The sequence below is a fragment of the Mesorhizobium sp. M0174 genome (assembly GCF_040322275.1).
In the GTDB taxonomy this organism is placed as follows: Bacteria; Pseudomonadota; Alphaproteobacteria; order Rhizobiales; family Rhizobiaceae; genus Mesorhizobium.
In genome coordinates, this window is record NZ_JAMYTB010000007.1 from 303382 (window position 1) to 321385 (window position 18004).

The following is an 18004-nucleotide window of genomic DNA, read 5'->3' on the forward strand; positions in this document are numbered from 1 at the left end:
GCAATTTCGGGCACCGGACTGGACCAATTCGATGAAGCATTTTTTCAATCGCAGGGATACGATCGTAACTGAGGCCCTGGACGGCTTCCTCGATACTACCGGCGCCGGCGATCTCGCTCGCCTCGACGGCTATCCCGAGATCAAGGTCATTCTCCGCGCGGACTGGGATAAGACCAAGGTTGCGGTCATTTCCGGCGGCGGGGCCGGGCACGAACCTGCCCATGCCGGCTTTGTTGGCATTGGCATGCTGACGGCGGCGGTTTCGGGCGAGATCTTTGCTTCGCCGAGCGTGGAAGCGGTATTGGCCGCCATCCGCGCGGTGACCGGTCCCGCCGGGTGTCTGCTGATCGTCAAGAACTATACCGGCGATCGCCTCAACTTCGGCCTGGCAGCCGAGAAGGCGCGCGCCGAAGGCTTCCGGGTCGAGATGGTGATTGTCGCCGACGATATCGCCCTGCCGGACATTGCCCAGCCGCGTGGCCTGGCCGGCACCTTGTTCGTGCACAAGATCGCCGGCCACCAGTCGGAAGCCGGCATTGACCTGGCGGCGATTGCCGGGGCGGCGCGGGCAGTGGCGGCGGATATCGTTTCGCTCGGCATATCGCTGTCATCCTGCTCGATCCCCGGCCAGAGCCATGAAGAAAGATTCGGGGCGGACGATGCCGAACTCGGCCTCGGCATCCATGGCGAACCGGGCGTTGAGCGGATTGCGGTGCAAAGTGCCGAAAGGCTGGTTGCGATCATGTCGGAGCGCCTTGCCGCGCGGCTTGATCCGGTCAGCCACTACGCCTTGCTGATCAATAATCTCGGTTCGGTGCCACCGCTGGAAATGTTGCTTGTCGCCAATGCGGTACTGGCTTCACCGCTGGCGCAAAAGGTGACGCTGACAATCGGGCCCGGGCAGCTTATGACCGCGCTCAACATGAACGGCTTTTCCCTGTCGCTGATCCGGCTCGATGCGTCGCGCGAAGCGGCGTTGCGGGCGCCGGTAGGCCCCCACGCCTGGCTGCCGGCAAGAGCCGTTCGCCAAGCCAGCGTCGTGCCGATGGCCAAAGCCGCCGGCCCGAACAACGCGTCGAAAGCCAGCCAGGACGCACGCACCGACCGGTTGGTTGTCGCGGTCTGCGAACGGCTGATCTCGCTTGAAGGCTCGTTGAACGGACTGGATGCCAAGGCGGGAGACGGTGACACCGGATCGACAGTGGCGGCCGGTGCGCGCAGTGTGCTTGGCCGCATTGCAACACTGCCGCTCGCTGACCCTGCCGCAACGCTCGCCGTCGTCGGCGACATCCTGAGCGCCAGCATGGGCGGCTCTAGCGGCGTGCTGTTGTCGATCTTCTTCACCGCCGCCGCGCAGGCGCTGGAGTCTGGCGAAACGCTTCCCAAGGCGCTTCTCGCCGGCCTCGATCGGATGTCCTTCTATGGTGGAGCGAGGGTCGGCGATCGCACGATGATCGATGCCCTGGAACCCGCCTTGAGGGCGCTGGATAGGGGGAGTCTGGAAGATGCGGCGGTCGCGGCGCAACGCGGCGCCGAGGCCACCGCTGCCATGCGCAAGGCCAAGGCCGGGCGGTCCGCTTATATTGGCAGCCAGCTCGACGGCGTGGTCGACCCCGGCGCCTTTGCCGTCGCCGAGGTCTTCACTGCCCTCGCTGCGTTGCTCGAACCCGCTTGACTGGGGAAAAGAATGCTTCAATTGCCGGATATGCAATTTTCTCGTACTGCCGGCAGCGCAGGGGCCAGGAGCATGGGTGATATGGCGGCAGCGGATATTTCCAGGCTGATCGAGGCGGCGGCAAACACGATCGCCGCACATGCCGACGAGCTGACCAGTCTCGACCAGGCCATCGGCGACGGCGACCATGGGCTCAACATGAGACGCGGCTTCGAGGCAGTGCGGGCCGAGGCCGGCGCGTTTGCGACAAAGCCGTTGCCCGAGGCGCTGAAGGCGATCGGCACCAAACTGGTGATGACCGTCGGCGGAGCCTCCGGTCCGTTGTTCGGCACGCTGTTCATGGCGCTCGGCAAGGAGATTTCCGCCGCGCCGGGTCGCGCCGACCTGGCGGCGGCCTTCGGCAAGGCGATCGAAGCGGTTGCCGCCAGAGGCAAGTCGCAGGCCGGGCAAAAAACCATGTTAGATGTGCTGCAGCCGGTGCATGAGGCCCTGCTGCAGGGAAAGACGGCAGCGGACATCGTCGAGATCGCCGACAACGCGGCCGACGCGACCGTGCCGATGAAGGCGCTGCGTGGGCGCGCCTCGTTCCTTGGCGACCGTTCGATCGGTCATATGGATGCCGGCGCACGCTCGACTGCGCTTCTGGTGCGGGCCGTAGCCGAGGCAATCGAGAGGCGCGCATGAGCAATGTCGGCATCGTCATCGTATCGCATTCGCCGCTGGTCGCCGAAGGCACCGCCGACATGGTGCGGCAGATGGTCGGCAACGAAGTGCCGCTTGCATGGTGCGGGGGAAACGGCCATGGCGGGCTGGGAACCAATGTCGAGGCGATCATGGACGCCATCGACAAGGCCTGGTCGGAGGCGGGGGTCGCGATCCTCGTCGATCTCGGCGGTGCCGAGACCAATAGCGAGATGGCGGTCGAGATGATCGGCGAACCACGCGCCCAGAAGATCATTGTCTGCAATGCGCCGATCGTCGAAGGCGCGGTGATGGCGGCGACCGAGGCTTCCGGCGGCGCCTCGCTCAGGGAAGTGGTGGCGACGGCGCACGAATTGTCGCCGTCGTGAACGAACGGGAATTTTGACAAGCATGTCCGCAGCAGCCGAAGCCAGCGTCCTGATCACCCATGAGGTGGGACTGCATGCGCGTCCTTCGGTGAAGTTCACCAAGCTTGCCAAGACGTTTTCGGCCGACGTCGAGATTGCGCTCGCCGCCAACGGGCCATGGTTCGACGCCAAGAGCATCGTCAAGGTGATGGCGGCGAAAGCGCCGAAAGGCACTGTCCTGCATATCAGAGCCAAAGGGGACGGCGCCGGCGAGGCGGTCGGCGCACTGGTCGAGCTGGTGCGGCGCGATTTCGACGAAGGCAAGGACCATGCCCGAACCGCTTAGGCTGCAGGGCATTTCGGCATCGGCCGGCTATGCCGAGGGGCCGCTGTTCAATCTGGACCAGGCTGCTGTGCGTTATGTCCGCAAGGCGACTGCCGCGGACGAGAAGGCGGCGCTTGAGGCCGCCATCTCCATTGCCGCAGGCCGGCTCGCGACATTGATGGAAACCAGCGACAGCGAGGCGGCCGGTATCCTCGAATTCCAGCTCGCCATGCTGGAGGACGACGCGCTGACCGGCCCGGCCTTTGAGCGAATTGCCGAGGGCATGGCTGCTGATGTGGCTTGGCGAAAAGCGCTCGACGCCGAGATAGCCGGCTATGAAACATCCGAGCAGGACTATTTCCGGGCGCGCGCGGCCGACATGCGCGACATACGCGACCAGGTGCTACGCGCGCTTGCCGGGGGCGGCGACATTGCCGCGCCGGCAGGTGCGATCTTCTACGGCGAGGATATCGCACCGACGCGCTTCCTCGAAACCGACTGGAGTGCCGGCGGCGGCATAGCACTTACGGCCGGAAGTGCCGCAAGTCATGTCGCAATGCTGGCACGCTCACGCGGCGTGCCAATGGTGGTGGGGTTGGCGCTCGTAGCGCGTGGGGTAGCCGGGCCCGGTGCTTCGCCGGCTCACCTTGCCGGAATCGCACTGCTCGATGCCGAACATGGCGGCATCGTGTTGGCGCCTTCGAAAGTGGAGATCGACGCATTCCGGCGATCGTCGTCGTCTTTCGCGGCGCATCGCGACAAAGCGGCAGCCTATTTGACAAGGCCGGCAGCAACGAAGACCGGCATAGCGGTCCACGTGCAGGTGAATATTGCCGATCCGTCCGATGTCGACCGCATCGATGCTGCGGCGTGCGACGGTGTCGGGCTGATGCGGACCGAATTCCTGTTCGGCAAGACGCTGCCGGACGAGGAGACGCAATATCGCGCCTACCGTAGAGTGCTGGAATGGGCAGGCGACAGGCCGGTGACGATCCGTACTGTCGATGCGGGCGGCGATAAACCTGTGCCGGGCCTGACCGTCGAGGAAGGTAATCCATTCCTTGGCCTGCGCGGGATCAGGCTGTCGCTGATGCGTCCGGAGATCTTTGGTGTGCAGATCCGCGCCTTGCTACGTGCCGCCATGCACGGCAATCTGAAGGTGATGTTCCCGATGATCGCCGTTCCGGAAGAGTATGAACACGCCACCGCGCTGTTCGCTGAGGAGCAGGCTGACCTTTTGGCGCGCGGCATCGCGCACAAAATGCCGCCGCTTGGCATCATGGTCGAGGTGCCGTCGGTGGCCATCGCACCGGAGGCATTCGCCAAGGCCGCTTTCTTCTCGATCGGTTCGAATGATTTGACCCAATACGTGATGGCCGCCGCGCGCGACAATGCGTCGGTCGCACATTTGAATTCCGTCAGGCATCCGGCCGTGCTCCGGCTGATCGCCTCGGTTGCCGCCTTCGGCCGCGAGCATAATATCCCGGTCAGCCTGTGTGGCGATGCCGGCGGCGACCCCGCCTCGATCCCGGCGCTGCTCGAAACCGGCCTGCGTGACCTCTCCGTCGCTCCCGCCCAACTCGCGATGGCCAAGGCGGCCATCGCGGACGTTTCGATCTAGGCCCCGGTATGGCAGACAAGGCGCCGCAATCCGGCCCCGAAGAGGCGATCCGCGCCTACAAGACGATCCTGTCGCAGGTGATCGACCAGCGCCCGTCCGGCATGCGCCAGCGCCTCGCCGATGCGCTTGGCAAGCACCGCAGCTTCGTCACGCAGATTTCAAGCCCTGCCTACTCGACGCCGATCCCATCGAAGCATTTGCCGGCTATCTTCTCCGTTTGCCATTTCAGCCCGGTCGAACGCGACCATTTCCTTGAGGCCTACCATCGGGCGCATCCGGGAAAGATGTCGCTGGCCGCAGGCCTGCGCAAGACACGTCATGTCTCGCTGATCGTTCCCGATTTCGGCGACGACAAGCAGAACGCGGCGCTCGACCGGGCGGTCAACGATTTCATCCAGAAGATCACCAGCATCGCCGGCAAGGGCAGCTGACGCTGGGCTATTTCGGGAGAACAGCCATGAAGAAATTTCTGAATTCGGTCGATACGGTGCTGACCGAGAGCCTCGACGGCTTCGTTGCCGCGCATGCCGATATCCTGGCGCTTGGCGAGGAACACAAATTCATCCGCCGCAAGCTGCTCAAGCCGGGCAAGGTGGCGCTGATCTCCGGCGGCGGCTCGGGTCACGAGCCGCTGCATGGCGGGTTCGTCGGGCACGGCATGCTGGATGCGGCCTGCCCCGGCCAGGTATTCACCTCGCCAACGCCTGACCAGATGATGGCGGCGGCCGAAGTCGTCAATACGGGCGCCGGCTGCCTGTTCATCGTCAAGAACTACGAGGGCGACGTGATGAATTTCGACATGGCCGCTGAAATGTCGGAAGGCGTGATGCAAATCGTGACCAATGACGACGTTGCGGTCGAAAACTCGTCCTACACCACCGGCCGGCGCGGCGTCGCCGGCACGCTGGTGGTCGAGAAAATCGTCGGCGCGGCGGCCGAACAAGGCATGGCACTGGAGCCGTTGAAGGCGCTCGGCGAGCGCGTCAACGGCGCGACGCGCTCGATGGGCGTGGCGCTGACCAGTTGCACCGTGCCGGCGGCGGGCAAGCCGACCTTCGATATCGGCGACGGCGAGATGGAGTTCGGGGTCGGCATCCATGGCGAGCCCGGAAGGCGGCGCGACACATTGAAAAGCGCCGACGCCATCACCGACGAGATCTGTACCGCAATCCTGGGTGACCTGGGCGACGGTGCCAGAGGCCAGGCGCTGCTCTTCGTCAACGGCTTTGGCGGCACACCGTTGATGGAGCTTTACCTGATGTACAACAGCGCCCGCAAAATCTTCGAGAAGCACGGCGTCACAGTGACCCGGTCGCTGGTCGGGTCCTATGTGACCTCGCTCGACATGGCCGGCTGTTCGATCACGCTGAGCATGCTCGACGACGAGGCGGCTGTTTGGTGGGATGCACCGGTACATACGGCCGCACTGCGCTGGGGCATGTAGCGGCGGAGAATGCCCCAGAAATAGCCGGTGATAGGACCGACATCGGCAACGCCGCGTATCGTCAGACAGTTGCCCTCCTCACCCTGCGTAAGATAAAGAATCTGCGGGTTTGGGGAGTTCGAGCATGCGTTACAATTGGGATCGGGCGCCGACGGGTTTCGAGCGCCATGGAAAGATGCTGGCAGCCGCCTTGCTGATCGCCGGCGGGGTCGGACTTATGCTCGCTGCCCTCCCGCTTTAGGGACAACAACTCGGGTAGCGGACTACTTCCCAGCGCGTTGCCTCAGTTCACCTGGCCTGTCACGGCGAGAAAACGGCGGTCACGCCCTTCAAATCCCTGGCTGAAGCGCTGCACGAGCACGACAACCACGCCCGCTTTGCCGTCTGGGGTGAAGGTGTAGGATTCCGACACGCTGTAGGAGGTCGGGCAATTCCTCGAACCGGGTACGGTCTTGTCCTCGTGCAACACCTTGATCGGATGACCGTCCTGGCCCTGCAGCGTCAGGCGAAAGCCGAGCGCCTTGCCGGTCGTCTCGCCCTGCTGCGCCCCGTCGAAACTCGCTGAACAATCCGCCGTGCTATCGGCAAGAATCTGCTCGAGCTGAATGGTCGAGATGCCAAGCTCGTCATAGGTCGGCGAAAGCCATTGTTGCGAAACCTGCTCGAGGCGCGCAATGTCGTTGTAGGCGACCATGTCGTCGGGAAAGGTGAACCTGTCCAAGGCAGTCCGCTCGCCACGCGGCGCTATGTAATATTTGGCCAGCAAGGGCGCCGCCTGCTCCGCGGCCTGTGCCCTCGCCTGCGCAAGTGTCAGCGTCGAATCCTCCGTCTCGTCGACGATGAGGATCGGCTTGCCGCCGACAAACTGATCGGTGCGGGTGTCGATGAGGTCGATCTCCGACCAGCCCGAATCCGAAGCACCAGCGTCGAGCGTGCCATACTGCTCGAAGGCGAAATAGTTGCCGTCGGGCGAAAAGCCGATGATACGCCGTGCCGCCGCATCGCCGGCCTGAGCAGCTGAAGCGAGCCCCACAGCCAGCGTCGCAACCGCGGCAAACCCAAGCTCATACCGCAATCTCATCGCGCCCTGCCCCCAATGTCGAAAATTCGGTCGATACCAGCCCCGCAGACCACGACGGCCTTGCATTTGCCGCCGAATTAGAACGACGGCAAACGAAACGCACAAATACATGGTTACACAAACCAGCATACGCTATTTCAAGGACAGCAAACATTCCTGGGGAGGAAGCTGGATGGCGTCACGCTACCACGAGGTTTATGACGGCTGGAAACGCGACCCGGAAAAGTTCTGGGCCGATGCCGCGGGCGCTATCGAATGGTTCTCGCCCTTCGAGACCGTGTTCGACGCCAATGCCGGTGTCTATGGCCGGTGGTTCAACGGCGCTTCCTGCAACACCTGCTTCAATGCCGTCGACCGCCACGTGGCGGGCGGCCGTGCCGACCAGATCGCGTTGATTCATGACAGCGCGATTTCGGGCACAATCAGGAAATTCACCTATGCCGAGTTGAAGCGCGAGGTGGTCGCGCTGACCTCGGTGCTCAAGAATCGCGGCATCCAAAAGGGCGATCGCGTCATCATCTACATGCCGATGGTGCCGGAAGCAGCCTTCGCCATGCTTGCCTGTGCGCGGATCGGCGCCGTACATTCGGTGGTCTTCGGCGGCTTTGCCTCGCATGAGCTCGCCACCCGCATCGACGACGCCAAGCCGAAGCTGATCATCTCCGCTTCCTGCGGCGTGGAGCCAGGGCGCGTCGTTGCCTATAAACCGCTGCTTGACAAAGCGATCGAGATGTCGCGGCACCAGCCCGAAGCCTGCCTCATCCTGCAGCGCGACCAATTGCGCTGCGAGTTCAGGGAAAATCACGATATCGACTATGCCGACGCCGTGGCGCGTGAGCGGGCCGCCGGCGCCAATGTCGACTGTGTTCCGGTGCTTGCCACCGATCCGCTCTACATCATCTACACGTCGGGCACGACCGGCCAGCCGAAAGGCATCGTGCGCGACAATGGCGGCCATATGGTCGCGCTGAAATGGTCGATGGAAAACGAGTTCGGCGTCAAGCCGGGCGAAGTGTTTTGGGCGGCTTCCGACGTCGGCTGGGTGGTCGGCCATTCCTACATCGTCTACGGCCCGCTGCTGCATGGCTGCACGACCGTGCTGTTCGAGGGCAAGCCGGTCGGCACGCCCGATGCCGGCACCTATTGGCGGGTGATTGCCGAGCACGGCGTCGTCGCGCTGTTCACCGCGCCAACCGCCTTCCGCGCCATCAAAGGACAGGACCCGAAGGGCGAATTCGTCCCGAAATACGACCTGTCCAAATTCCGTACTTTGTTCCTGGCCGGCGAGCGCGCCGATCCGGAAACCATCAAATGGGCGGAGCAGAAATTGAACGTGCCCGTGATCGACCATTGGTGGCAAACCGAGACCGGCTCGCCGATGACCATCAACCCCGCCGGACTGGGCCTGCTGCCGGTCAAATACGGCTCGCCCGGCGTGCCGATGCCCGGCTATGACATCCGCGTGCTCGACGATGCCGGGCATGAGGTCAAGCGTGGTACGCTTGGCAATGTCGTGGTGAAATTGCCGCTGCCCCCCGGCTGCCTGCCGACGCTGTGGAATGCCGACGAGCGGTTTCGCCAAGCCTATCTCGAGGAATTCCCCGGCTTCTACAAGACCGCGGATGCGGGCATGATGGACGAGGACGGTTATCTTTATGTCATGGCCCGCACTGACGACATCATCAATGTCGCCGGCCACCGGCTCTCGACCGGCGCCATGGAGGAGGTGCTGGCCGCGCATCCCGACGTTGCCGAATGCGCCGTCGTCGGCATTGCCGATGCGATGAAGGGGCAGGTTCCACTCGGCTTCGTCGTGCTGAATGCGGGCGTCGACCGCGATGCAGGGATCATCGAGAGCGAGGTGGTCACGCTGGTGCGCGAACGGATCGGCCCTGTCGCAGCCTTCAAGACGGTAGTGACGATCAAGCGCCTGCCGAAGACGCGCTCCGGCAAGATCCTGCGCGGCACCATGCAGAAGATCGCCGACAAGGAGGAATGGGCCATGCCGGCGACGATCGACGACCCCGCCATCCTCGACGAGATCACCGCAGCACTGAAGGGCCGCGGGATCGGCCTGTAAGAACGCCGAAGCCGAGTTGCGTTCGAAGCTCCGGGTATGGAACGACCGGTGCCAGACATGGTATCCACGCGCTGCGTCGCAATGTTGTTTCGAGATCGAGGCGCATTCACAGCCATACGGGACGCCATTCGTGACCTTGTTCCAGCGATCGAGAAACACCCGGACCGCGGCGCGCCAGCGGCTCGAGATCGATATCCGGGAATCAGTCGTCTACGCGATCGGCGACGTGCATGGCTGCTATAAGGAGCTTCGCTCCCTGGAGCAGAACATTCTGCTCGATTCTGCGTCTTTCGAGGGACGCAAGCTCATCATCATGCTTGGCGACTACGTCGATCGTGGTCCGCAGTCGGCGCGCGTGCTCGATCATCTGCTGGCGCCGCCACTCCAAGGCTTCCAGCGTATCTGTCTTGCCGGTAACCACGAAGTCGTGATGCTGAACTATCTCGACGGGATCATTTCGAGAGAGTCGTGGCTGGCGATAGGCGGCCTGCAAACGCTGTTTTCCTACGGCGTCGACCCGGAGCGCATGGCCGATCTCTACGGTTCAAACGAGGAGGTCGACGGGCGCATTCGAGAGATCATTCCCGCCGACCACGTCAGTTTCATGCGTGCGCTGCCGGTCATGGTCTGTTCGGCGAAATTCGTATTCGTTCATGCCGGCATCAGGCCGGGCATCGACCTCGCCGCACAAGATGAGGACGACCTGCTCAACATCCGCTCGGAGTTCTTCGAAGCCGCACATCTTCTCGACCGCTATGTGGTGCACGGGCATACGCCGGTCGAGTTTCCGAAGCTCGAGGGACGCCGGCTTGGCATCGACACGGGCGCCTTCCAAAGCGGCCGGCTGACCGCAGTCAGGATCGCCGACAAACGCGCCAGGTTGATATTTTCCTGAGCGCGATATCGTCGCTCAGGCAGCCGCCTTTGTGCGTGCTTCCGATTTTTCCAGATAATAGCTCGAATATTTGTCGAAGAATCTTTCGGAGCCGCCGATCGAGCCATACTTGGCCAGTTTCTTCAATTCGACCTTGTTCAGAACCGCGCCGACGATCTTCTTGGCGATATAGGGTTCTGAGCTCAGCACGGACTGCACCATTGCCCGCGGCGTGCGTCCCCACTCGGCGACCAGCACGAAACCGTCGACAAGCGGGGCGAAGGCCTTGGCGTCGACGACTGGCCCGAGCGGCGGCAGATCGACGATGATGTATTCGAAAGTTTCCTTGGCATTATCAATGAAGCGCCGCATGCCGGCCGAAGACAGAAGCTCGCTGGTGTGCGAAAAATGGCCACGCAGGACGGCCGGGATGATCGCCAGCTTGGTCTGCCGGTCGATCTTGCCGACCGACTGCCAGGTCCGCCCGCTCACCACCGCTTCCATCAGGCCTTGCTCGGCCTCCATGCCAAGGCTGCGGCTGAGGCCGGGGTTGCGCAAGTCACCGTCGATCAGCAGCGTTTTCGATCCGTTGGCCGCAAGCAGCCCGGCAAGATTGGCGGCAACCGTCGACTTGCCTTCGCCGGGCAGCACCGAGATCACACCAATGACCCGGCTGCCCTGGCCTTCCATCACGACATCGAAGGCGATCTTGGCGTTGCGCAGCGTCTCGGAGAACATTGATGCCGGGGCATCGACGGTTACCCGCATGCGCGCACGTTTTTCGGCTGCCGACAATGTTTTGGAGGACTGGGATTTGGAGGACTTGGCGGTCCTGGTTTCGGCGGCCTTGACGTCGGGCTGACCGTCGTCGCGCTGATCGTCCTTCCCAGCCTTGCCGATGACCGGCAGGTAGCCGAGGAATTTGAGGCCGACGCGGTCGCGCACATCCTCGCCGGTCCTGAAGAACCGTTCCCTGAATTCATTCAGGCCGCCAACCCCGGCCCCCATCATTATGCCAAGCGCCAGCGAAAGCCCCAGCACGATGGCCGTCCGCGGGGTTGCGGCCGACTGCGGCATCGTCGCATCGGAGATGACCCGGATCTTGCCGACCGGGAAGGATTGCTGCTGCGCAGCCTCCTCATAGCGGTTCAGGAATGTCTGATAGAGCGTCGAGAGCGCCGTCGCCTTCTGCTCCAGCTCACGCAGCTTGACCTGCGACTGGTTGTCGATAGAGCTCTTGCCTGCCGCCAAGGCGACATTTGCGCGGAGCGCGGTCTCGCGCGCCAAAGCGACCTCGTATTCGTTGCGGTAGCTTTCGGTGAGCTGCTTCAGCTCGCCGAAAATCTGCGCCGATATGTCGGCCTTCTCCTTGGCGAGCGCGACGGCCTGCGGATGTTGCGGGCCGAAATTGGCTTCGACATCCTGCTGCCGCTTGGCGACGGTGAGATAGCGGTTCTTGAGCGTCGTGATGACCGAGCTGCTCGGCTGGTCGTTCGATATCGCAGCGTCCTTGAATGCATTGTCCGAGCCGCTTTCGACGATCGACTTGTACTGCTGATAGCGGGCGCCGGCACGTGCGGTATCGGCCTGCGCGACGATCAGCTGGGTGTTGAGATCGGACAGTTGCTTGTCGCTGATCAGCTGGCCGTCATTAACGGCCAATCCATGTTCGGCCCTGAACTTTTCGACCGCCAGTGCGGCCGCCTGGGAGCTCTCACGAAGCTCGGTCAGCCGGCCTTGCAGCCAGACCGCCGCCCGCTCAGTCGCGTCGAAGCTGGCATCGAGCTGATCGGCGAGATAGGCGTCGGCATAGGCCTTGGTGATGGCGGTCGCAAGCGCCGGATCCGTCGCCTGGAAGGAGATGCTGATGACAAAGCTTCGGCCGATCCGCTCGGCGTCGAGTTGGTTCTGCAGTTTGAAGATTGCGTAGTCACGGGGCGACGACGATGCGGTGATCGCGTCACGCGTCGCAGCATCAAGCTGAGTGACGTCGGTCGTGCTAGCGGCGCGCTTGGGGCGGACAGACTGGATGAGACCGCGTACAAAGCCTGCGACCTTCGACAGGGCCGACGTCGGAGGGTTCATGAAAGCGTCGTTCTGATCGAGCTTCAGCTTGTCGACGACCACCCCCGCCAGCCTGGCCGACTGCAGAATTTCGATCTGGCTCAGAACGGCGGAGTCGGTCTGCATGCTGACCGACGCCGCCGAAATGTCGTCGACGACCTTGTTCAATCCTTCGTCGATCAGCACGCTGCTCGTCGCCACATAGGTAGGAGGCGTCGTCTGCAAGTAGAGGACGCCGAGAAAGAGACCGATGACGGCACAGGCGGCAACCACTTTCGCCTGCCGCGCGGCCATGCCAAGCAGGCGCTCGATGTCGATGAAGTCTTCGGCGTTTGCCGCACTCGAAGCCGGCAATGGCGTCCTCTTCTCGACAGGAAAATTGGCATAGTTCATCTTCGGTCCAATTCTAGTTTGCAGGCGCTACCGCCTCGAAGGTCGGGACATAGGGTGCAAACCTTGCGCCGGACAGTGCGCGTTACGCGCGGCGCAATGGCCTGTCCTGCGTCATCAGCCGCGCCCACAATGCCTCAAAAAAATGGACATTATGCGGCTTCTTCCCGACGCTGGTGCGACCGGACGAATTCCTGCAGCATATCGAAGATCTGGCCCTTCATGTCCTCCCGCGCCAGCGCGAAAGCGATATTGGCCTGGATAAAGCCCTCCTTCGAACCGCAGTCGAACATGCGGCCGTCGAAAGGCTGGGCGAAGAAGGCTTGCGTCTGTGCGAGGCGCACCATCGCGTCGGTCAGCTGGATCTCGTTGCCGGCGCCGCGTTGCTGGCTGCCCAGCAGCGAGAATATCTCGGGCTGCAGGATGTAGCGGCCGTTGATGTAAAAGTTCGACGGGGCGTTGGCCGGAGCCGGCTTTTCGACCATGGCCGTCACCTCGAAGCCAGTGCCGACATCCGCGCCGCGGCCGACAATGCCGTATTTGCTGGTCTCGGTCGGGTCGCAACGCTCGACGGCGATGACGTTTGCGCCGGTCTGTGCATAAAGATCGGCGACTTCGGCGAGACAGCCGCGCCCGCCAAAGGACACCATGTCCGGCAAAAGCAATGCAAAGGGCTCGTCGCCGATGACTTCGCGCGCGCACCACACGGCATGGCCGAGGCCCTGCGGCGACTGCTGGCGGATGAAACTTGTCGCGCCGGCGACGGGAAGCAGGCTTTCGAGCGCTTCAAGCTGCGCCTTCTTGCCGCTCTGCTCCAGGGTTCCGATCAGTTCAGGATGCAGGTCGAAATAGTCCTCGATCACCGCCTTGTTGCGGCCGGTAACGAAGACGATGTGCTCGATACCTGCCTCGAACGCCTCATCCACCGCATATTGCACGACAGGCCTGTCGACCACCGGCAGCATTTCCTTCGGCATGGATTTGGTCGCCGGCAGGAACCGCGTTCCAAGCCCTGCCACCGGTATGACTGCCTTCCTGACTTTTTTCATTGCATATTCCTTCTGATCGATTTCAACCCGTCGCAGGCGGCGAAAACTATCTTCATTCGCCCGCAGCCCTTCACCTCCCCGCCACCACGGCAAACTGTGCCGCTACCCTTCGCAGCCGGACGGCGATCGGCATGCTCATATGCCGAACCGCCGCCGGATCGCTGAGCGCCGTCCATATCGCCTTAAGCGGGGACCGCGCCTTGATGTGCTGAACCAGCGACAGGAATGACGCCGCCCGCCGCAGGCTGCGAGCGCGCCTGGCAAACGCCGCCGCGGCCGCAGCATCCATGGAATGGGTTCCGGCGAAGATGGCATCGGCCCTGCGCATCGCCTCGACGTGATGAAGCTCCAGCACCCGGGAAATGGAGCCGGTGCGGATGTGGTAGACATAGCCTGTCGTCGGTTCGACCACGCATTTGCCGCCTTTGGCCAGAGCATTGGCCAGGAGGATATAGTCTTCGCCGATGATCAAGCTTTCATCGTAGCGCAGCCCGTTTTCGTTCAGGAACCGGCGCTGGAAGATCGGCTTGAGATAGCCGAGATTGAATCTCGATTCGAAGACCACATTGCCGGCGATGTAATCCGCCAGCGAGATTTCACCGAGCCCTTCCAGATAGTCGGCCGGGAACATCGTCTCTTCGGCAACGCCATCCTCGCGAACGACCTGCAGATTATCGACCGCGATCTCGGCGCCCGCCTTCTCCGCGCGTTCGATCATGGTGCAGATTCGCCCGGGATAGACCGCGTCGTCGGAATCGAGGACCGCGACCCACCTGCCGCGGGCAAGTTCAAGGCCGGCGTTCCTGGCGCCGCCGGGGCCACGGTTTTGCTCAAGCGCGACCACGCGTACGATGCCTTCGGGGTAGGATCTCGCCAGATCGAGCGTCCGGTCGGCCGACCCGTCGTCGACGACGATGACCTCGACGCTGACATTGCGCTGGGCAATGGCGCTGGCGATCGCCCGATCGATGGTCGCCTCGGCATTGTAGGCGGCAATCACGAAGCTCACGTCAGGCTGCACGCTTGCCCCCTTGCTGCGGCGAAGACAGACCGTATTGGCGGATTTCACGAACCCCGACGAGGCCGGTGACGACGCCGACATGCATAATGCCGCGAAGCAGGCTGCGGTTCCGGCGCACGGGGTCGATGGCGACCGGAATTGCCGACAGGAAACTGTAGGCGGCCTTTGCCGCGGCAATGCCGACCTGCTTGAGCCGGGCAAGGCCGTGTACATTGCGCCCCAGAAGATGACCGTGCGTCTGCCCGACGCGGAACCGGCGGCGGCCGAGCCAGTCGAATGCCGCCCTGGCAGGTGGCACCGCTTCGTCGACCCAAGCCTCCGGCGAAAAGGCGATGCGGCCGCCGGCCTTGACCATCTGGTCGAAGAATTCCGTATCTTCGCCACCGGTCTGGCCACGTGCCAGGCTGAAGCGCTGGCCGCGCAGGCTCTCAGCCCCAATCCTGAGCAGGACGTTGCAGGTATAGCCGGTGCGGATCTCGCCGCGGACCCAGACCGGTAGGGTCGAGTGGAAATCACCCTTGCGCATCCAGGCGGGCGCATCCGCCCGGTAACGGGCTCGCACCGGCCCGAGAACGGCCGCAGCACCAGTTGCTTCCGCCGTCGCCACCAGTTCGGCAAGCCAGCCGGCGGTGGCCGTCTCGTCGTCGTCGATAAAGGCGACGAAATCCCTCGCACTGGCATCGAGGCAAGCGTTGCGCGCGATCGAGATGTTGCGGGCCGGGGCGTGCCGATAGGTCACCGGCAGCTTCAACTCCCCCGCCAGCCTGGCGACCAGCGTTTCGGCCGTCGGCGTATCGTCGTTGTCCGCAACGATGACACCGACGTCGAATCCCACGGGCATATCCATGGCCGCTATGGAGCGAAGCGTGTCGGCAAGCTCCGGCCGGCGAAATGTGCAGATGCAGATATCGATGCTTCGATTTTTCCTGACCGGCTCCATCACGCTACCTCGCGCTGCGGTCGCGGTGCGAGCAGTTGCAGCCAGAAACCGACCGACCAGCCGAAATGCATAACCATCGCCGAGACCCCGGCAAGCGCAATGTCGGGTTTGCGCTGGCTGACGGCGGTCAAAAAGCCGTAGCCGAGGCAGACCGACGCCCATAGCAAAAGCGGCACGGCCGCCAGCCAGTGGACGAAGGAAAAGGCGGCGAGAAGAACCACGGGGAACACCAGAAGCGGCACCATTTGCCGGATCTTCGGGATCATGCGGTGCTTGAGAACGTTCTTCGCCCGGCCACGGCCATAGCCGAGATACTGAAAATAGAGGCCCTTTAGCGAGGAGCGCGGGTAGTAGACCATCTGCGTCTTGCCGGTCATCCAGATGCGGTAGCCGGCCTGGCGGAGCCGATAGTCGAGTTCGGCATCCTCATTGTGGCTGAACGTCTCGTCATAGCCGCCGACCGCGGTGAAGGCCGATATCCGCATCAGCGCATGGTGGCCATGATCGACCCATTCCCCCGCCGAAAGGTGCCGGTGCTTGGAGCCGCCGGTGCCGAGCCTGGAATTCTGCGCCGCTGCCGCTGCTTTCTGAACCATGCCGCTGCCACTGGTCAGCATCGAGACGACGACCGAATCCGCGCCGGTGGCCTGCGCTTCTTCGATCAGCCGGTCGCAATAATCCGCGGGATAGCCGCCGTGCGCATCGATGCGAATGAGATAGTCGACGCCTTCCCCGAATCTGGCGACGGCGAGATTGATCGCCGCGCTCTGCAAGCGCTTTTCATTGTGCAGCAGGGTCACCCGCTGATCTTTTGCGGCGATATCCGCGACGATCGTCCTGGTGCCGTCGGTACTGCCGCCATCGGCAACGATGATCACGGCGCCCAGCCTCTCGGCCGCAGGGCGAAGCTCTCGAAGCAATGCGCCGATATGGGCCGCTTCGTTCAGGCACGGAACCACGATCATGCAGGATGGAATGTCGGTTTGCGTCATCGGCAGTCCTTCTATGCCAATGCTTCGGCAGCATATGGACCGGGAGCCGCAGTCAGCCCGCGGAGCTTTTCCACAAACGCCCGGCAATCGGCGCGGTCGTGGCTCCAGGTGCGCGGATTGCGGGCAAGAACACGCGCCCTCAATGTCTCGAACCGATGCTGCTCCATCGTGCCGACTGCGGCTTCGAGCGCCTCGGGGGTGGCTTCTGACAATAGAACCCCGATGCCTTGCCGGTCGAGGAACCGGCCGGTTTCGGTGGTTCCCATCGAAATCGGCACAGCTCCGAAGCGGCAGCCTTCATAGAGCCGGTTCGGCAGCAGCCATTCGGAGTTCAGGCCCTGCTCAAAAAAGTCGATGGCCCAGGAAAAGTGAACCTCGTGGTAGATCGCCGCCATGTCCTCGGGATTGCGGTAGGGCCCGCCAAACGACAGCCAGGGTTCCGATTGAACAAAACCATGGAAATCGGGAAATTCGGACAGCGCCGGCCGGCCTCTGAGGACGATTTCAAAGCGGCCGTCGAGGCGGCGCGAAAATTCGGCCAGAAGCTCCAGGGAGCGACGGCAGCGGAGCGCACCGAACCAGCCGATCCGCCACGGCGGCGCAACGGGATTCTCCGCCGTAATGCGGTCATCCAGCGAAGCTGCGGCCGGCTCGAAATGCTTGTTTTCGAGCAGTTCGACCGGAGCGGCAACCTGTCCGAACGGCTTGAAATAGTTAGCGATGAAGGCCGGAGAGCTGGTCACCAGAAGCTTCACATCCCTGGCTAGGAAGCGTTCCGCACCGCGCATCGCCCAGCCCAGCGAATCGTCGCGAAGCAGCAGGCGATGGATGTCCAGGCACTCGTAGACGATCGGCACTGTTGCCTGGAAAGCCGACCTGGCGCGGCGGGCAAGCGCCAGCATTTCCAGATTGCGCGCGATAATGAGATCGGGCCGTGGCATTGAGCCCAGCTTCGAGCCGGTCGAGACCACCGCCTTCATGATCGCGGCCAGACGTTGGGCGAATCGGCCATCACGAGTCGGGCCGAGATCGATCGGCTGCAAGCCCTCGACATCAGCAACTGCGCTTGCCGTACGACGAAAGCCCGCCAGCGTAACCTGGGCGCCGCCTGCCTTGAGCATTATGATCCGCCGGCGCACTGCCGGGTCGGAGACGTCGTGTACCAAGTACAAGACATGCAGCATGAAAACTCGACCGCTGTTGGCCCGCCCGCGACGATGCTAGTACACCTCTTGCTGCATCGCAACATTTTTGGTTGCAGCGTAGCAAAGATCCACGTTTTTTGTTGCACTGCAAAATCGATGGGTTAATCTCGCTCTGCTTGGGCCGCATGGACCGCGCGCTGGCCTGCCATCGGACTGCGCGCCAATAATCACGACGCGAGGACCATCCTTGGCGT

Annotated in this window: 16 protein-coding genes; 9 read left to right on the forward strand and 7 right to left on the reverse strand. The window is 63.1% G+C overall.

Going from position 1 to position 18004, the window contains the following annotated elements:
• Window positions 1-31: 31 nt before the first annotated feature.
• From NKJ13_RS17405 to dhaK, 7 genes are all read left to right on the forward strand, one after another.
• Window positions 32-1675, forward strand: a complete 1644-nt coding sequence (locus NKJ13_RS17405; protein ID WP_352469939.1) for a dihydroxyacetone kinase subunit DhaK — start codon at window positions 32-34, stop codon at window positions 1673-1675.
• An 81-nt stretch (window positions 1676-1756) separates the two neighbouring features.
• Complete coding sequence (gene dhaL / locus NKJ13_RS17410; protein ID WP_352469938.1) at window positions 1757-2359, forward strand: dihydroxyacetone kinase subunit DhaL; 603 nt, start codon at window positions 1757-1759, stop codon at window positions 2357-2359.
• Window positions 2356-2745: a dihydroxyacetone kinase phosphoryl donor subunit DhaM gene (gene dhaM, locus NKJ13_RS17415; protein ID WP_352469937.1), complete on the forward strand. Its 390-nt coding sequence runs from the start codon at window positions 2356-2358 to the stop codon at window positions 2743-2745. The genes dhaL and dhaM overlap by 4 nt, the downstream gene beginning before the upstream one ends.
• Window positions 2746-2767: 22 nt before the next feature.
• Entirely contained in the window at window positions 2768-3070 is a 303-nt protein-coding gene (locus NKJ13_RS17420) for an HPr family phosphocarrier protein (RefSeq protein ID WP_023676329.1), read from the forward strand.
• Complete coding sequence (gene ptsP / locus NKJ13_RS17425) at window positions 3054-4670, forward strand: phosphoenolpyruvate--protein phosphotransferase (protein ID WP_352738637.1); 1617 nt, start codon at window positions 3054-3056, stop codon at window positions 4668-4670. The genes NKJ13_RS17420 and ptsP overlap by 17 nt, the downstream gene beginning before the upstream one ends.
• Window positions 4671-4678: 8 nt before the next feature.
• Complete coding sequence (locus NKJ13_RS17430; protein WP_352738634.1) at window positions 4679-5101, forward strand: hypothetical protein; 423 nt, start codon at window positions 4679-4681, stop codon at window positions 5099-5101.
• A gap of 26 nt (window positions 5102-5127) precedes the next feature.
• Entirely contained in the window at window positions 5128-6114 is a 987-nt protein-coding gene (gene dhaK / locus NKJ13_RS17435; protein ID WP_352738632.1) for a dihydroxyacetone kinase subunit DhaK, read from the forward strand.
• 283 nt (window positions 6115-6397) lie between these two features.
• Here dhaK and NKJ13_RS17440 read toward each other — a convergent pair whose 3' ends face one another.
• The gene (locus tag NKJ13_RS17440) at window positions 6398-7195 is read right to left on the reverse strand and encodes a DUF2259 domain-containing protein (protein ID WP_352738630.1); all 798 of its coding nucleotides are present in this window, start codon (window positions 7193-7195) and stop codon (window positions 6398-6400) included.
• 172 nt (window positions 7196-7367) lie between these two features.
• Here NKJ13_RS17440 and NKJ13_RS17445 point away from each other — a divergent pair, with 172 nt between their 5' ends.
• Window positions 7368-9275, forward strand: coding sequence for a propionyl-CoA synthetase (locus tag NKJ13_RS17445; protein ID WP_352738628.1), 1908 nt, complete (start codon window positions 7368-7370; stop codon window positions 9273-9275).
• A 130-nt stretch (window positions 9276-9405) separates the two neighbouring features.
• Complete coding sequence (locus NKJ13_RS17450; protein ID WP_352738626.1) at window positions 9406-10170, forward strand: metallophosphoesterase family protein; 765 nt, start codon at window positions 9406-9408, stop codon at window positions 10168-10170.
• A 15-nt stretch (window positions 10171-10185) separates the two neighbouring features.
• Here NKJ13_RS17450 and NKJ13_RS17455 read toward each other — a convergent pair whose 3' ends face one another.
• The 6 genes from NKJ13_RS17455 to NKJ13_RS17480 form a co-directional block, all read right to left on the reverse strand.
• Complete coding sequence (locus tag NKJ13_RS17455; protein WP_352777917.1) at window positions 10186-12606, reverse strand: polysaccharide biosynthesis tyrosine autokinase; 2421 nt, start codon at window positions 12604-12606, stop codon at window positions 10186-10188.
• Window positions 12607-12755: 149 nt separating this feature from the next.
• Window positions 12756-13652: a UTP--glucose-1-phosphate uridylyltransferase gene (locus NKJ13_RS17460; RefSeq protein WP_352649782.1), complete on the reverse strand. Its 897-nt coding sequence runs from the start codon at window positions 13650-13652 to the stop codon at window positions 12756-12758.
• A 70-nt stretch (window positions 13653-13722) separates the two neighbouring features.
• Window positions 13723-14673 (reverse strand): glycosyltransferase family 2 protein, encoded by a 951-nt coding sequence (locus tag NKJ13_RS17465; protein WP_254816101.1) that lies wholly within the window; start codon window positions 14671-14673, stop codon window positions 13723-13725.
• Complete coding sequence (locus NKJ13_RS17470) at window positions 14663-15613, reverse strand: glycosyltransferase family 2 protein (protein WP_352738686.1); 951 nt, start codon at window positions 15611-15613, stop codon at window positions 14663-14665. Before NKJ13_RS17470 ends, NKJ13_RS17465 begins: the two co-directional genes overlap by 11 nt.
• Window positions 15613-16605, reverse strand: a complete 993-nt coding sequence (locus NKJ13_RS17475) for a glycosyltransferase family 2 protein (RefSeq protein ID WP_352506975.1) — start codon at window positions 16603-16605, stop codon at window positions 15613-15615. Before NKJ13_RS17475 ends, NKJ13_RS17470 begins: the two co-directional genes overlap by 1 nt.
• 11 nt (window positions 16606-16616) lie before the next feature.
• A complete protein-coding gene (locus NKJ13_RS17480; protein ID WP_352506976.1) occupies window positions 16617-17789 on the reverse strand; it encodes a glycosyltransferase family protein in 1173 nt (390 codons plus the stop codon).
• Window positions 17790-18004 lie beyond the last annotated feature (215 nt).

Excerpts from the sequence above, each read along its gene's own strand:
- dhaL (WP_352469938.1), top strand. The coding sequence starts at position 1,757 with ATGGCGGCAGCGGATATTTCCAGGCTGATCGAGGCGGCGGCAAACACG.
- NKJ13_RS17420 (WP_023676329.1), top strand. The coding sequence starts at position 2,768 with ATGTCCGCAGCAGCCGAAGCCAGCGTCCTGATCACCCATGAGGTGGGA.
- NKJ13_RS17440 (WP_352738630.1), bottom strand. The coding sequence starts at position 7,195 with ATGAGATTGCGGTATGAGCTTGGGTTTGCCGCGGTTGCGACGCTGGCT.
- NKJ13_RS17460 (WP_352649782.1), bottom strand. The coding sequence starts at position 13,652 with ATGAAAAAAGTCAGGAAGGCAGTCATACCGGTGGCAGGGCTTGGAACG.
- NKJ13_RS17430 (WP_352738634.1), top strand. The coding sequence starts at position 4,679 with ATGGCAGACAAGGCGCCGCAATCCGGCCCCGAAGAGGCGATCCGCGCC.
- dhaK (WP_352738632.1), top strand. The coding sequence starts at position 5,128 with ATGAAGAAATTTCTGAATTCGGTCGATACGGTGCTGACCGAGAGCCTC.
- NKJ13_RS17470 (WP_352738686.1), bottom strand. The coding sequence starts at position 15,613 with ATGGAGCCGGTCAGGAAAAATCGAAGCATCGATATCTGCATCTGCACA.
- NKJ13_RS17475 (WP_352506975.1), bottom strand. The coding sequence starts at position 16,605 with ATGACGCAAACCGACATTCCATCCTGCATGATCGTGGTTCCGTGCCTG.
- NKJ13_RS17480 (WP_352506976.1), bottom strand. The coding sequence starts at position 17,789 with ATGCTGCATGTCTTGTACTTGGTACACGACGTCTCCGACCCGGCAGTG.
- ptsP (WP_352738637.1), top strand. The coding sequence starts at position 3,054 with ATGCCCGAACCGCTTAGGCTGCAGGGCATTTCGGCATCGGCCGGCTAT.
- NKJ13_RS17445 (WP_352738628.1), top strand. The coding sequence starts at position 7,368 with ATGGCGTCACGCTACCACGAGGTTTATGACGGCTGGAAACGCGACCCG.
- dhaM (WP_352469937.1), top strand. The coding sequence starts at position 2,356 with ATGAGCAATGTCGGCATCGTCATCGTATCGCATTCGCCGCTGGTCGCC.
- NKJ13_RS17405 (WP_352469939.1), top strand. The coding sequence starts at position 32 with ATGAAGCATTTTTTCAATCGCAGGGATACGATCGTAACTGAGGCCCTG.
- NKJ13_RS17455 (WP_352777917.1), bottom strand. The coding sequence starts at position 12,606 with ATGAACTATGCCAATTTTCCTGTCGAGAAGAGGACGCCATTGCCGGCT.